Source organism: Bacillus litorisediminis (genome assembly GCF_022808645.1).
In the GTDB taxonomy this organism is placed as follows: Bacteria; Bacillota; Bacilli; order Bacillales; family JC228; genus Bacillus_BF; species Bacillus_BF litorisediminis.
The window spans coordinates 1-14727 of record NZ_JAKZKT010000067.1 but is presented as its reverse complement, the minus strand read 5'-3'; the positions used below and the strand labels follow the sequence as shown (position 1 = coordinate 14727).

Below are 14727 nucleotides of genomic sequence, written 5' to 3'. Positions count from 1 at the left end.
AAGAAATGGGAAGGTGGACACATCCAACAATGGGCCATGATCATGAATCAACTATTAGTTCACGACCACCTGAAGAAACGTGTGAAGAAATATCTAGAATAACTTACACACTTTTCTTGACAAGCCCTTTGTTGCTGTAAAAAATGTTATTCCCTTTCTTTATGTAGTTAACTCAGCAAGAACTAATACTCTACTTTTGCAACTCCTAACGCTAAGTGTTCCCAAAGCACCTCTTCAACTTTCTCAGCCAAATCCTTTTGACATTCTACAACTAATACCACATCGGATTTTTTTCCTTTCACAACCCTTTTCCTTTTATGAACAACTTTGAAAATGATGCAGTCGATTATAAAACCAATGATAAATCCAGTTACAGCACCGATTAAGCCCCAATAAATGGGTCCCCACTTTAAACTAAAACCCACACTGGCTCCAATTACAGCCAATGCTGTTCCGAGCATTGCTCCTTTATCAAATAAGCTAATACCGTCTGATCGATGAAGCGTATCAAACAGTCTCCTTTCTTCCACTCGGTTCATGAGGGGAACAGCTAGAATACTCTCTTTTTTCACACCCACTTTTTCCAAAGAGGTAATCGCTAATTCAATATATTGTGAATGCTCAAATGTAGAAAATATTTGCATGATTACACCCCATTCATTGATGTTGATTCAGGAAATTTTACTCGATACTGTTGATAATTTTCTTTTAGATATTTACGTTGTTCACTCTCAAATAGTTTATTATTTTCAACCGTATTAACGTATGAATCATAAATGGCAAACCCGTAATGAGATGGCATAAATAGAAACCATTGCGGGTCAAGGACTTGCGTGGCTTGACTAATTTCCCCTTGAAAAAGTAATTGAACGGCAACAAGAAACTTTGAAAAGTACATAAATATAATTGAGAAACCCATCGCAAAAACTGCTGTCAGAACTCTATGTATATATAATTGTCCCAACCCTGGAGTTAAAAGAGACCACAATACTGCATTAAGAGGTCTTCTTTTATCTAAATAGTTAATCTCTAGACCAGCAATGACGTAAGAATTAAAATCTGCATTTTCCCTCTCGGCTAATAGAAACGTTCTATTCAAATCAACAGCCGTTCGATAACTGTCCCAAATCGCAAAAATATAGACAGGAATGTAAATAATCAACCATCTGTGGTCAAGTATTTCTTTTGCGATTTCAATATTGCCAGTAAAAGAATAAACCAAGCCATAATTTAAGTAAGACATGCTATTCACAATAATTTCCCAGAGATATAGTGCATATCCTCTAAGATACTTTGACAAAAGAAGATGCCCCATACCTGGAAATGCTGCTGACCACCAAGCAATAATATATGGATTTCGAAGATGGAGTTGTGTAGTACCTAAAGCACTAACATGTGCTTTATACTTCCGTACTGTTTTTGCAGGTTTCATTGGATTTGTTGGGGTAAAGTTTTTCATAGATGTTTCCTCAACTTTTTGTATGCTACGGTTACTTTTTACAATATTTAGTAGTTTTATGCTCGCTTTATTGAAGAAAACCTCGTAGGGATTATAACCCATATTAGCTTTTTAAAATGTTAAAAGCAGTGTGATTTCTATTAGGAAATCCACTGCTTTGATGATTGTTGCTATATTTGCTTTTAGACCTGCTGGTACTTAAAAGAGAACGGTTTATCCTGACAGTCAGGCCAATAAATTTTAGCTATTTATAGATTCAACTTGCCCTGTAGTCTGTGGATAAAGTCTTTTTCCAATCCATGATTGAATGATTAGAAAAAGTCCGCTGACTGCCCAATATAATGGAAGGGCAGCTGGAGCGTTTAAGGAAATGAAAACAATCATTATCGGAGAAATCAATCCCAATAGCTTCATTTGCTTGCGTTGCTCTTCCGTCAAATTGATGAGGCTCACCTTAAATTGTAGATAGTAAACAATTCCCGCAATGGCCGTAATCAAAAGGTCCGGCTGTCCAAGACTGAACCATAAAAATGAATGTGTCGCGATATCGTGGGAACCGCGGATCGCATAGTAGAGTCCGAGTAAGAGTGGCATTTGTATTAATATAGGCAAACATCCCATATTTAATGGATTTACTCCATGCTTTCGATAGAGAGCAAACATTTCCTGCTGCAGTTTTTGTTGTTCTTCTTTCGTTTTTGTCTCCCTGAGTTTCTTCTGAATCTCTTCCATCTCGGGCTTTAATTGTTCCATTTTGATTTTCATGTGCTGTTGATTTTTGTATTGCTTCAGCATGAGTGGCATTAATATCAGTTTAATAATGATGGTAATGATAATAATCGCCATTCCATAATTATCACCAAAAACAGCTGCAATCCAGTGAATCGCCTCAATAAAAGGATTGACGAGAAACCACTGAAAGAATCCAGCCTCATTGCTGCTAGTTTGCTGACATGCCGTCAGAAGCCCAGCGCTCATAACGAATAAAGCAAACAAAAGAATCTTCTTTGTAAATTTCATCTCTATTTCCTCCTAAAAATGTATTTAGATTCGATAGGGTAATAGGAGAAATAGAGTCTTCTGCATCCTCATCCGAGAATTGGTACTTTTTCGCTGCTTTAAACAGCCAAATAATCACGGAGCGAACAACCAGCACCTTATTGATTTGAGTAAGCAAATAATGCGGCTTTAGATTTTGATCCGTGAAGGAATAGGAACTTACCAGCGGGGTCTCAATATTCCTTAATAAAACCCCGAAACCCAGGCTAAGCAAAATCCCGGCATATATCATATAAAAAGTAGAAATACTTGAGAAATCCAGCAAAAGATCCAACAATGAGAACACCTCATTAAAAATGAGTTTATGTCTTAACTATAACTTGAATCGATGAAAAGAACAATTCGTAAATAAACTGGAGACAAACCACCCATACGGCAAAGGTATTACTCTAAAGAGGGCAGGCCATTTTTGTCGTTTTTTGTCTATTTATCATTCTATTTAAAATAGTTTAAAAATTTTAAATATTTGTTGACTTGGGATATTTGTTAAGTTACGATACTTAAAAATGAAGTGGAAACTTCAGTATTTTTTTGGAAAGAAGTAATTACATCATAAAGGAGGTTAAAAAAATGACAGATCAGGAGGAATTCGTGGAGGACAAAAGGTTTGCTCAGTGTACTAAAGAAATGTGGGCGACCCTTGGGTTATTTGTGATTAATATTTTGTTAGTTGGAGGAGTTTCTTTATTAATCGGATTTAATAAATCGGCAGACTCTATGAGTTATATTTGGGGATTCCCTGCCTGGTTCTTTTGGGGAGGCGTGATAGGAACTTTGATTTTTTGTATCCTTCCTTATTTCATGATTAAGTATTTTTACAAAGACATGTCCATTGAAGCTGAGGAAGAAGGGTAGGTGTTGTAAATGCGATGGGATGTTCTGATACCAATATTTCTTGCTTTGATTGCTACATTTGCAATCGGGATTGTATTACATAGGCATATGAAGGTAAAAAATGCAAACTTCCAAGAGGATTACTTTATTGGGGGACGGTCACTTGGTCCTTTTGTTTTGACCTTTACTATTTTGGCTTCAGCTGCGAGTGCTGGGACATTTATTGGTTCACCAGGAGTTGCTTATAGTTCCGGATTTAGCTGGATCCTTATTTTATTGACTCAAGTCGGCATGGGAGTATACATTCTTGGAATTCTCGGGAAAAAATTTGCAATCGTTGCGAGAAAGATTAATGCGGTGACTTTAACTGATTTTTTTAAGGAAAGATATCAAAGTAAAACGGTGGTACTTGGAAGTTCGATCGGTATCATCATCTTTATTAGTGCCTATATGGTGGCTCAATTTGTAGGGGGAGCACGTATATTAGAATCTATTACCGGATTGCCTTATAAAACAGGATTGATCATTTTTGGGCTAGCCGTTGTTCTATATACGGTCTATGGCGGTTTTAGAGCCGTTGCAATCACGGATGCCATTCAAGGTATCATTATGATTTTTGGCGGGGTATTGCTTTGGATATTCTTCTTAGTTAAAACCGAGGGCTTTAGTGGTCTTATTGGACAGATTGTTACGGAACACCCTGAATTGGTTGAATTACCTGGACCCTCTGGTGCAACGCCATTAATGCTATTTTCCTATTTCATGCTTTTTGGTATTGCAGCTATCGGTTTGCCTCACGCTTCCGTCAGGGGAATGACATTTAAAAATACAGAGTCTATGCATAAGTCAATTATCTATAGCGGTTTTATCATGGCGCTATTTTCGATTTTCTTTGCCACCCTTGGACCGTTTGTCAGGGTGCTATACCCGAATATTTCAACGCCAGATATGGCTTTGCCGACTCTCATTTTGGATATAATGCCTGGCTGGGTGGCGGGACTTGTATTATCGGCTCCGCTGGCTGCGATTATGTCAACAGTGAACTCTATGCTCCTTGTTACGAGCTCCTCAGTTGTTAAAGATATTTACTTAAATTATATCAACCCTCGAGCAAGTGAAAGGAAGATAGCAAAACTATCCTACTTTTCAACACTCATTATTGGAGTTGGCGTTGTTTTATTCGCCTTGACACCGCCCGATTATTTGCAATTCCTAGTGATCTATGCGATTGGCGGACTAGAAGCTACATTCTTTGCTCCGATTGTCTTTGGTCTTTACTGGAAGAGAGCCAATACTTGGGGAGCGATTGTTTCCATGTATTCGGGCTTAATTAGCTATATCATTCTTGGCGAGTTTTTCCCAAATCCTTTCGGGATGCAAACAATTGTAACGGCAACTGCGATCTCCATTGTGATGATGATTGTATTCAGCTATTTAACTCCACGACCTTCACATCAGATTATCAATAATTTCTGGGGAAGCCAGAAAAGTAAAGCCTCTAATCTTAAACATCATTCCATTGGTTAAACATTTAAATCACAGAGGTCAAGCCATTTTATGAAGATACTTAAAGAAACGATTCGATCAAAATTTAATGAATTAACAAAAAGACAGCAGGTGGTTGCAGCATATGTAAGTGAGCATGTTGAAAAAGTTGCTTTTCATACCGCTAAAGAGCTTGGAGACATTACCAATACAAGTGAGTCAACGGTCATTCGTTTTTGTTATAATCTCGGTTTCTCTGGCTATAGTGATTTACAGAAGGTCATTCAGCAAACAGTCGTAAAAGAGAAACATAATGAAACGTTTGAACATTATCGTCATACAACAGAAGCTCTTAACGGAAATCAGCAGCTTATTGAACTTACGCTTGCAGAAGATATTTACTATATTCATAAGCTTTCAGACTCAATTGATATGGAGACGCTAAATGTCATTATAAAGAGAATTATAAAAAGCAAGAATCGTATCATATTAGGATTTAGAAGTTCCCATGCACCGGCTAGTTGGCTGGCTTTTAGTCTAAATGTGGTCATAGGAAATTCTCATCTGTATCGCGTTGACATGGATGATGCGATTCATATTATCTCGCAAATATCGACTGACAGTTTAGTCATTGCTTTCTCGTTTCCTCGGTATGCACAAGAGACGCTTACCTTTGTTCAAGCAGCCAAGAAACGAGGGGCCTCTATACTTGCTATTACAGATAATGAGCTTTCTCCAGTCGGTATTCTGGCAGATTATATTTTGAAGGTGGAATCACCTGCACCTTCCGCATTGAAGGGAATGCCCGTTATTTTTTCATTACTTAACTTGATAGTAAATGCTGTAGCGGTTTCGGATTGGGAGGATGTAAAGAAAAGATTAGAGGAATACGAAATTATCAGCTATGACTTCTTCCCATTTGTCAAACCTGAATAATTCTCTTTTTATTAGATAGAGGAGGTCTTACCATGTTAGATTATATTATTAAAAATGGACATATTTATGATGGGACAGAAAATCCTTGGACTAAGTCTGATATTGGAATTAAAGACGGAGTCATTTGTAAAATGGGGGATTTAAGTAATGAAAGTGCCAAAAGAATCATCCATGCTAATAAAATGGCAGTAACTCCCGGATTTATTGACACACATGTACATTCTGATCTCCTTTGTATAAAACCGGAGATTCATAAAATTAAAGTTTTACAAGGGGTAACAACAGAATTATTTGGTCAGGATGGGATCTCAGTAGCACCTGTATCTGAGGAAACCAAGCCGCTATGGCAAAAACAATTAAAAGGATTAAATGGTGATATTGGAGATTGGCCATGGAATACTATTGAGGAATATCTCACCTTCTTAGACCAATCCGACATTGCTGGGAACGCGACTTACCTTGTTCCTCATGGTGCTGTCCGGACATTGGTAATGGGATTTGACGGCCGAGAAGCTACCAAAGAAGAAATGAAAAAAATGCGAGAATTAGTTGAGGAAGGAATGAAACAGGGGGCAGTAGGATTATCTTCAGGATTAGTATATCCTCCTAACGTATTCTCTAATAAGGAAGAGCTCATTGAAATATGTAAGGGAGCCGCAAAATATGATGGCTGTTTTGTCGTCCATATTCGTAATGAAAGTAATAAGTCACTCGAAGCGTTAGAAGAGGTTATTGATGTAGCCAGACAATCAGGTGTACGACTCCATGTGTCTCATTTTAAGGTTGCAGGAAAAATAAATCGATCCAGGTACGAACGGGCTTTAGTCAAAATGGAAGAAGCAAGAAATGAAGGAATTGAGGTAACCTTTGATCAATATCCATATACGGCAGGATCGACGGTTTTTCATGCAATACTTCCTCCATGGATGCATTCAGGAGGAACAGCCGAATTATTGGAAAAGCTAAAAGATCCAGATGTTCAAGCACGGATAAAAGATGATTTTAAAAATAATAGTGATTATGAAAACTGGGTTCTTACTTGCGGCTGGGGGAATATCACTTTAACCTCTGTCTCAACTGAGAAGAATCGCTGGGTTGAAGGGAAAAATATGGTTGAAATTGCAGAGATGCTGGGCATCAAACCAGAAGACGCTGCTTTTAAGCTTCTTCTAGAAGAAAATGCCGGCATTACTATGCTGGTGCATTGGGGAGAAGAAGAAGTGATAACTGGCGGGATGCAGCATCCATTACAAATGGTCGGCTCTGACGGTATTTTTGGAGGTAAACCGCATCCTCGATTATATGGAACATATCCGCGAGTACTAGGGCATTTTGTAAGAGATAAACAAGCATTAACATTGGAACAGGCGGTACGTAAAATGACGGGTGCACCTGCCCAATTGCTGCGGCTTAAGAATAGAGGCTTAATAAAAGAAGGATATGCTGCCGATATTGTTATTTTTGATCCGGATACCATCAAAGATAACGCAACCTATGAAGACCCTTTACAAGAACCAACCGGTATCCATTATGTATTCGTAAATGGCCAGCTAACAGTAGAAGATGGGAAGTTCTTAGGTGTTACGGCAGGGCAGGTGTTACGGCGAGAAGGGAAATCTGTTGAGAACGTTTCTTTATAACATGTATGAATTCAACTTTCACAGGTCGTTCTAACCAAGGCAGACTCACTAATGGACATAGATTCCGTTATCTTTGATAAAATCGCAGATTTTGGAGAAATTACGGACACTGGTCCTTTATTAAAGTAAAAACATGAGGTTTCTTCATGATTCACAGCAAATAACGGAACATACGACCAATTATTTTCTAAAACAGGCATTTTTGTGAAGATAACAGATTGTATGTCCGCAAAGAAATCATCAATTCAATTTCAAAGAGCAGCGGGTCACCCTTGCCGTATTCAACATGTGAAAGTCGAGTTGTTATGTATATCAAGAAACAACTTATTATAGGTGTCAGCTATGTCGTGGATAGAAACTCACGGACTGAGCTGGCACCTTCCTATTTGTATACCTTATCTATGGTTACGATCCTATTTAGTAAACTTGCGAATGTTATAGAACTAGGATCCATAAAATAAGTTACCCTTGGATTTCTCTTCTATTATTTGCGATAAAACCAACAGCTATTAAAATAGCAGATATACAAATGCAATATAATGATTCTGCAACACACAGTTGGGAACAGAATAGACTGTAAAGCTCATTTTCATTCTTTGTGGTGCTGCGCCGTTTTTGAGCTGCATGGGTGACTAACGTGTACGTTGAAGCTAAAAGGGATGAACGCTTTTTTACTCTAATCCTTATATCGTGTCATAGATTTTGAGATTAACAGACTGGGCACGGGTGCGTTACTTTGTAAATCATAGTATAATTTTGGAAAAGGAATAGCTGTTAACTGGCTGATGTTTTTTGGAGGAGTTTGTATATATGAAGAAATCGTATTTTGTTTGGCTTGCTATCCATTGTGTGGTATGGGCACTAGTTTTTTTAGAATTCCCCTTAGTCGTAAACGAAAGTCAGCTAGCTGGTATTTGCCTATTTTTTATCATATTGTTTATTATTCCTCTTTTTACAGAAAAACCGATGATGCTAACGGTATTATTCTGTATACAAGCACTAACAACAATAGCCATCTTTTATCCAATAGACTATGTGCTGCAGCCATATGTACTCCTCATGCAAGCGTTACTAATAGCTGAGGCCGTTTTTTATCTTTCCCGCTTAAAAAGTTTGGTTGTGATTGGAGTTCAACTTGGATGCGCTGCGTGGATCGTTATCGAATCGAACATTACTTCCTCACAAATAGCTTGGTCTGGACTTTTTTATCTTTTATTAGTAATCGCATTATTGCATTATCAGGATACGCATAAACGGGAATCAAGGCTGCGAAAAAAGAATGATGCCTTACTAGATGAATACAGAAGGATGAAAAGGCAGCTTGTGACAGAAGAAGAGCAGGCAAGACAGGATGAGCGGATGCTGATCGGTCATGAGATCCATGATTCTGTTGGTCATAAACTTACCGCCCTGCTCATGCAAATCGAGGCTTTCCGCTTAACTGCAGCTAATGAGGACAAAGAAAAGATCCAAAGTCTTAAAGAGATTGCCGAACAAAGCTTAGAGGAAACAAGAAGAGCTGTAAGATCCTTTGAGCAAAAAGAAGTAGGCGGTCTCCAAGGTATCATACGATTAATTCGCAAATTAGAAATGGAAAGTTTTATGAAAATTAATTTTTCCGTTAAACATGGAGCGTTTGCTGCACCACTGACAGGGGAACAGTCGTTTGCGATTTATCGTGCCGTACAAGAGGCACTGACTAATATTATGAAGCATAGCTCAACAAGAGAGGCGCAAGTGATGTTTGAATCGCCTGGCGGGAGTATTTTTCGTTTTGAAGTCATCAACCGCTTAACAGCTCTTAATCCCTTTTTTCAAGAGGGATATGGATTGAAAGCGATGCGAGAGCGATTAGAAAAAGTGGGCGGTTCATTGGATATCGTTTATGATGAGTCCCAATTTGCAGTAAGAGGCAGTATACGTTTAACAGAACGGAGCGGGTAGTATGATCAAGGTGTTGCTGGCAGAAGATCAAGTGATGGTGCGCCAAGGCTTGAAGGCGATGATCGAAACAGATGCAGAGATTAAAGTAACAGGTGAAGCTGACAATGGCAAGAAGGCTATCAGTTTGTGTGAAAAACAGCTTTTTGATGTGGCGATATTAGATATTCGCATGCCTGAAATGGATGGGATTGAAGCAGCGAAGGTTTTGCGCTCTCGTTTTCCTCATATGAAAATTCTAATGCTCACCACTTTTGACGACAATCAATATGTCATGGACGCCCTAAAACTCGGAGTTAGTGGATATATGCTGAAAAATGGGGATACGGAATCACTGATTCGTTCGATTAAAAGTGCATTGAGTGGCGGCCTCTCTCTGGAGGATCAGGTTGCTGCAAAAGTCATGCCAGTTTTACTTCAAAAACAAGACGAGGTGTCTGTTGATCCTGCGTTAACGCCAAGGGAAAGAGCGATTTTAAAGTGCATTGGAGAAGGGCTGAACAATAAAGAAGTAGCAGAACGATTAGGCTTGTCGGTCGGCACAGTCAAGAATCAAACCAGTCAAATTCTAGATAAATTGGAACTAAGGGATCGGACCCAATTAGCGATTTATGCCATTCGGCATCGTCTGGTATGAGATAAGAAAAATGACCAAAGTAATACATGTTTATTTGAAGAGTGACCAAAGTCAGTAGTGACTTTGGTTTTTATGTTTTAAGATGCCATTACAAAGAAGCAGTTGAGGAAAAAAGGAGGCATGTTCATGCTAGAAACAATACATAGGAAAGATGGCAGTTAAAGATGTTAATTTATATTTGGATAATGGTGAATCAATCGGTTTAATAGGACCCAATGGAGCCGGGAAGTCTACTACGATATCGATGATTTCAACTTTGATTAAACCTACATCTGGTGAAATAAAGCTTAATGGTATAAACACGATTGATAAACCAGGAGAAATCAGAAAAATTTTAGGGGTAGTACCACAGGAATTAGCGATATATCAGGAGCTGTCAGCATATGAGAACCTAAAATTTTTTGGATCCATTTATAAAATGAAAGGGAAGGAACTAGAAAAACGCATCCAGCAAGCCTTAGAAATTGTAGGTCTAGAAGATCGCCAAAAGGATTTAGTGAAAACTTTTTCTGGCGGTATGAAACGGAGGATAAACATTGCAGCAGCCTTATTGCATCGACCGCAAATCCTAATTCTAGATGAGCCAACTGTTGGCATTGATCCGCAATCGAGAAATCATATCCTGGAAACGGTACGTACGCTCAATAAGAAAGATGGAACCACGATTCTTTACACCAGTCATTATATGGAGGAAGTTGAACAGCTCTGTGATCGATTATACATTATGGACCATGGCGAAATTATAGCAGCAGGTACAAAAGCTGAACTGCTTAGCATTTTGTCGACGGAGGATACGGTTTTAGTGGAGTTTAATAAAATGGATGAATCCTTTGTTGAGCTTGTGAAGGCAATCGAGGGTGTTCGTAAGGTAGAGGCTTCCCATTTGAAACAACTGAAGATTATTGTAAAAAAAGGAAGCAATTTGATCAATGAACTCGTCCATCTTACTGAACAGCATCATATACAAATGATTAATTTTCATACAGAGACTCCTAGTTTGGAGGATGTATTTCTTCATTTAACTGGACGTACGTTACGGGATTAAGGAGGTGCAGTATGCGCAGTTTTATAAAAAAGGATTTGTTACTGTTTTGGCGTGACCGGAAGGAGCTTATTACGGTACTTGTGCTTCCTATTATTTTAGTAATCGTGTTAAATTTTGCTTTTGCTGGATTGCTAGGTAACGATGAGAACTCGTCCATGGATTTACAGTTAGCAGTTGTGAACCAAGATGACGAAACAAAGGCAATGGACCATTTGAAGGAAAAATTGGTTAAGGAAGCCTCATTAGGAGAAGAAGAAGCGTTAACGCTAGTGGAACAAGCAAGCAATTTGCGACCGGTTCGAATTTTATTAGATTATCTAAACAGTGAGGATTTAAAAGAATGGGTAACGGTTCAAAATCTTAAGGAGGCTGAAGCAGTAGACAAAGTCGAAAAGGGTGATCTGGACGGAATTCTCTTCATACCAGATGGTTTTACTGTTGACAGTTTATATTCAGCTTTAGCAGGAGAACCTCCAGCTACCTCGCTGATTTATAAGATGGAAAAAGAAACGAATAACAATAGTATTTTATACAATATCATTCATGGTTTTATCGATCAAATGAATGTTCAGTTTGCTTTGCAGAAAATCGAAGGTGCACAAGAGGCAGAAGTGAATCCTCCAAAAGGAGGTTTCGAGGAAGCAGGAGCTGGGGAGAGCTTTACGTTAACCCAATATTTTACGATTGCAATGGGAGCATTGTTTGCCTTATTCATTGCAGCAACGGTTGCAACTAAAACCGGAGTGGAAATTAGGCAGCAAGTATTTAATCGAATTTTATTGACAAATAGTAATCCTATCCATTTTTTAATCGGGAAAATGGTGTCAACGTTTTGCTTAGCATGGTTACAAATTATGTTTGTCATGATTTCGTCTCACTTTATTTTAGATGTATTTCCTGGCCGTTCCATGACCTTTTGGGTTGGAACCGTGGGAATCATTACCTTCCTTTCATTGGCAATAGCTGGATTAGCTGCTGTTTTCACCGTCATATTACTGAGAATGACTAATATTGATGCGGCAAATGGTATTTTTATGTTAGTTAATTTACTGTTTGGCACGATTGGAGGAAATTTTGTACCTATTTATGTTTTACCTGTTTGGCTCCAACAAATAGGCGAATGGACGCCAAACGGGCTATCCTTAGCTATGTTAACGGAGTGGATTCAATTTGAGGAGGTATCCTCTATCGTCATGCCAAGTGTGTTACTAATCGGGTTCTTTTTAATATGTACATTGATTGGCTTAGTCTTGTATCCGAAAAGGGGGGAAGCTTAGTGATTTCAGTAGTGTTTGTCCAATTTCTTAAGGATAAACGAAATCCATTGTTTATTCTATTATTAATAGCTGCAAGTATTCTCGCTCCTCTTTTATTCGGTGTAGGTGTTCATTCACCGACATCGGTTGCCATTTTTAGTGAGGAAGAGAATGCTTCGGAAATCGAGGAAAAGTGGGGAAAGTTGTTGAATGTTGATGATTCCTTTCGATTTGAAGTAATGGACCCGGATCAAGCACGTAAGGATGTAAGGGATGGCAAGATTGATGTGGCCGTGAAGTTAATGGAGATGGATTACCGTTTAGTAGCAACTAGTCAACTTCCAAGTGTCTCATATGTTCAGCAGCATGTTGAAAAGGTATTTCAACGAGAAGCACAAATTAGTGCGGTAGCCAAAACAGAAGAGAACGAAACCGTTCGGCAAGAAATCGAGAGCTATTTAGCCGATGCACCTTTTCAAATGGAGGCTCAAGGGCTTGATAGTGAAGAAATTCCTGGTTACAATATGAGCACTCAATTATTGTTTGCTTTTACTTTTTTGATTGCGATGTTCATTCTTGGTTTCAAAGTTAACCATGTAACGCATGACAAGGTTTCTGGGATTTGGAATCGGATGATACTGTCACCGATAAGTAAAACAAGTATGTATTGCGGTTATATTTTATATAGCTTCTTGATCACTCTGTTTCAAATCGTTGTCGTGCTAGTTGTGTTTAAGTATGTAATGAATTATGAAGTAGGTGATCAACTGTGGATGATTATTTTGATTGCTGCGTTCTTTACTTTTAGCATGATTAGCGTTGCAATGTTAATTACCGGTTTTGTAAGGACTCCCGAACAATTCTATGCCATTTACCCATCATTGATTCCGCTGATTCCGCTAGTTAGCGGAGTCTATATGATGCCAGGGACGATTACGAATCCAGTGCTTTTGTTTATTGCGGATCTATTTCCATTGTCGCATGCCATGGATGCGATTATGAATGTGATTTTCTATAATGCAGGCTTGCAAGATGTGGTGATGTCTCTATTGATTATGTTGCTGATTGGTGTTGTGGCAATGGGATTGGGGATTAACCTAATTGAACGCAGAACTATCTAGGACAATCAACTACATGCAATAAAAATATGTCATAAGTACCATTTCGTCCTTGCCTCCTGTCATAATATACAGTTAATTGCAAAGAATAATATAAATGAACTTATTCTTTTTGGAGGCTAATATGGTTAATGAAAATAAAATTTATTTAACTTCGGCCGAAATTGGAAGTCTTTGGACTTCGTATATGAATGATAGTATGTCAAAATGTGTCTTAGGGTTTATGCTTAAGCATCTTAAAGATACGGACATAAAACCTGCTATAGAATATGCCTATAATCTTGCATCAAGTCATTTGGATTTTTTGAAAAACCTTTTTGATCAAGAACAGTATGCTGTACCTAACGGCTTTACCGAAAATGACGTGAACATGGAGGCTCCATGGCTTTTTTCTGATATATTCTGTCTAACGTATGTGAATCACATGGCTAGAGTCGGAATGTTGGCATATAGCGGATTTGTTGCTATGAGTACAAGAGAAGATATTAGTAATTTCTTTACGGAAGGTTTAATTGATACGTCTACACTTTTTAATCAAACAAATAAAATTGCTCTTTCAAAAGGAATACTGGCGAAGCATCCTTATTTGGAAGTGCCGAAAAAAACAGATTTTGTGGAAGGTAAACAATATTATAGCGGATTAAACCCATTTACGAACAAACGACCATTAAACGCAGTGGAAATCTCTCATTTGTACATGAATGTCATGACGATGGGAGTTATGTTAGCCCTGAGTTTTGCCCAGACCTCTCCAACCAAAGAAATTCAAGACTACATGCTGCGCGGAAAAGATATAGCCAATAAACACATTAAGATATTTTCTGAAATCCTGCTTGACAATGATATTCCAACACCTAGATTACCCGATGTTGCTGTAAGCAATTCGACTACCCAAACATTTTCAGATAAGTTACTAATGTTTCATATGTCACTTTTAAGTGCAACTGGTACGGGAAATTACGCTACAGCAGCTGCCGCTAGTCAACGAAATGATTTAGTCATTAATTATGAACGACTATCATTGGAAATTGGACTTTATGCCAAAACTGGAGCCGATATCATGATTAAACACCATTGGCTTGAACAACCGCCAGGTACAAAGGACCGAAATAAATTAACGAGAAAAAAGACATAAATCTAGCAAAAAATAAAAGAGTAAATGAAGCTATTTGTAAGAGATACAAATAGCTTCAGATTGAAGACAAAAGGCATTTGGGAATGTTTTTATTCCCAAATGCCTTTATGATTTTAAGAATTTTTCACAGAATCCATCTTAGAAATGAGTGTGATTTTGCCTATTATTCTTATTCTTTATGC

General features: G+C 38.2%; 14 protein-coding genes. 10 read left to right on the top strand and 4 right to left on the bottom strand.

The features are described 5' to 3' along the window. Positions 1-182 precede the first annotated feature (182 nt). The 4 genes from MLE14_RS20670 to MLE14_RS20655 form a co-directional block, all read right to left on the bottom strand. Complete coding sequence (locus MLE14_RS20670; RefSeq protein ID WP_243300302.1) at positions 183-644, bottom strand: hypothetical protein; 462 nt, start codon at positions 642-644, stop codon at positions 183-185. A 2-nt stretch (positions 645-646) separates the two neighbouring features. Next, complete coding sequence (locus MLE14_RS20665) at positions 647-1459, bottom strand: hypothetical protein (RefSeq protein WP_243300301.1); 813 nt, start codon at positions 1457-1459, stop codon at positions 647-649. A gap of 240 nt (positions 1460-1699) precedes the next feature. Next, entirely contained in the window at positions 1700-2479 is a 780-nt protein-coding gene (yidC, locus tag MLE14_RS20660) for a membrane protein insertase YidC (RefSeq protein ID WP_243300300.1), read from the bottom strand. After that, complete coding sequence (locus tag MLE14_RS20655) at positions 2400-2792, bottom strand: hypothetical protein (protein WP_243300299.1); 393 nt, start codon at positions 2790-2792, stop codon at positions 2400-2402. Before MLE14_RS20655 ends, yidC begins: the two co-directional genes overlap by 80 nt. A gap of 296 nt (positions 2793-3088) precedes the next feature. On the opposite strand from MLE14_RS20655, the gene MLE14_RS20650 reads away from it, so the two are divergent. From MLE14_RS20650 to MLE14_RS20605, 10 genes are all read left to right on the top strand, one after another. Beyond that, positions 3089-3373 carry a YhdT family protein gene (locus MLE14_RS20650; protein ID WP_243300298.1) on the top strand — a complete coding sequence of 95 codons (285 nt, stop codon included), beginning with the start codon at positions 3089-3091 and terminating at the stop codon, positions 3371-3373. A gap of 9 nt (positions 3374-3382) precedes the next feature. Beyond that, on the top strand, positions 3383-4879 hold the full coding sequence (panF, locus tag MLE14_RS20645; protein WP_243300297.1) for a sodium/pantothenate symporter: 1497 nt from the start codon (positions 3383-3385) through the stop codon (positions 4877-4879). A gap of 30 nt (positions 4880-4909) precedes the next feature. Continuing rightward, positions 4910-5773, top strand: coding sequence for a MurR/RpiR family transcriptional regulator (locus tag MLE14_RS20640; RefSeq protein ID WP_243300296.1), 864 nt, complete (start codon positions 4910-4912; stop codon positions 5771-5773). Between the two features lie 32 nt (positions 5774-5805). Continuing rightward, positions 5806-7413, top strand: a complete 1608-nt coding sequence (locus MLE14_RS20635; protein WP_243300295.1) for an N-acyl-D-amino-acid deacylase family protein — start codon at positions 5806-5808, stop codon at positions 7411-7413. Between the two features lie 810 nt (positions 7414-8223). Continuing rightward, on the top strand, positions 8224-9357 hold the full coding sequence (locus MLE14_RS20630) for a sensor histidine kinase (protein ID WP_243300294.1): 1134 nt from the start codon (positions 8224-8226) through the stop codon (positions 9355-9357). Between the two features lies 1 nt (position 9358). Beyond that, the gene (locus MLE14_RS20625; protein WP_243300293.1) at positions 9359-9991 is read left to right on the top strand and encodes a response regulator; all 633 of its coding nucleotides are present in this window, start codon (positions 9359-9361) and stop codon (positions 9989-9991) included. A gap of 151 nt (positions 9992-10142) precedes the next feature. Further along, positions 10143-11036, top strand: a complete 894-nt coding sequence (locus MLE14_RS20620; RefSeq protein ID WP_243300292.1) for an ABC transporter ATP-binding protein — start codon at positions 10143-10145, stop codon at positions 11034-11036. A gap of 11 nt (positions 11037-11047) precedes the next feature. Beyond that, on the top strand, positions 11048-12313 hold the full coding sequence (locus tag MLE14_RS20615; protein ID WP_243300291.1) for an ABC transporter permease: 1266 nt from the start codon (positions 11048-11050) through the stop codon (positions 12311-12313). Then, positions 12313-13413: an ABC transporter permease gene (locus MLE14_RS20610; RefSeq protein WP_243300290.1), complete on the top strand. Its 1101-nt coding sequence runs from the start codon at positions 12313-12315 to the stop codon at positions 13411-13413. Before MLE14_RS20615 ends, MLE14_RS20610 begins: the two co-directional genes overlap by 1 nt. A 121-nt stretch (positions 13414-13534) precedes the next feature. Next, on the top strand, positions 13535-14545 hold the full coding sequence (locus tag MLE14_RS20605) for a DUF3231 family protein (protein WP_243300289.1): 1011 nt from the start codon (positions 13535-13537) through the stop codon (positions 14543-14545). The last annotated feature ends 182 nt before the right edge of the window (positions 14546-14727 follow it).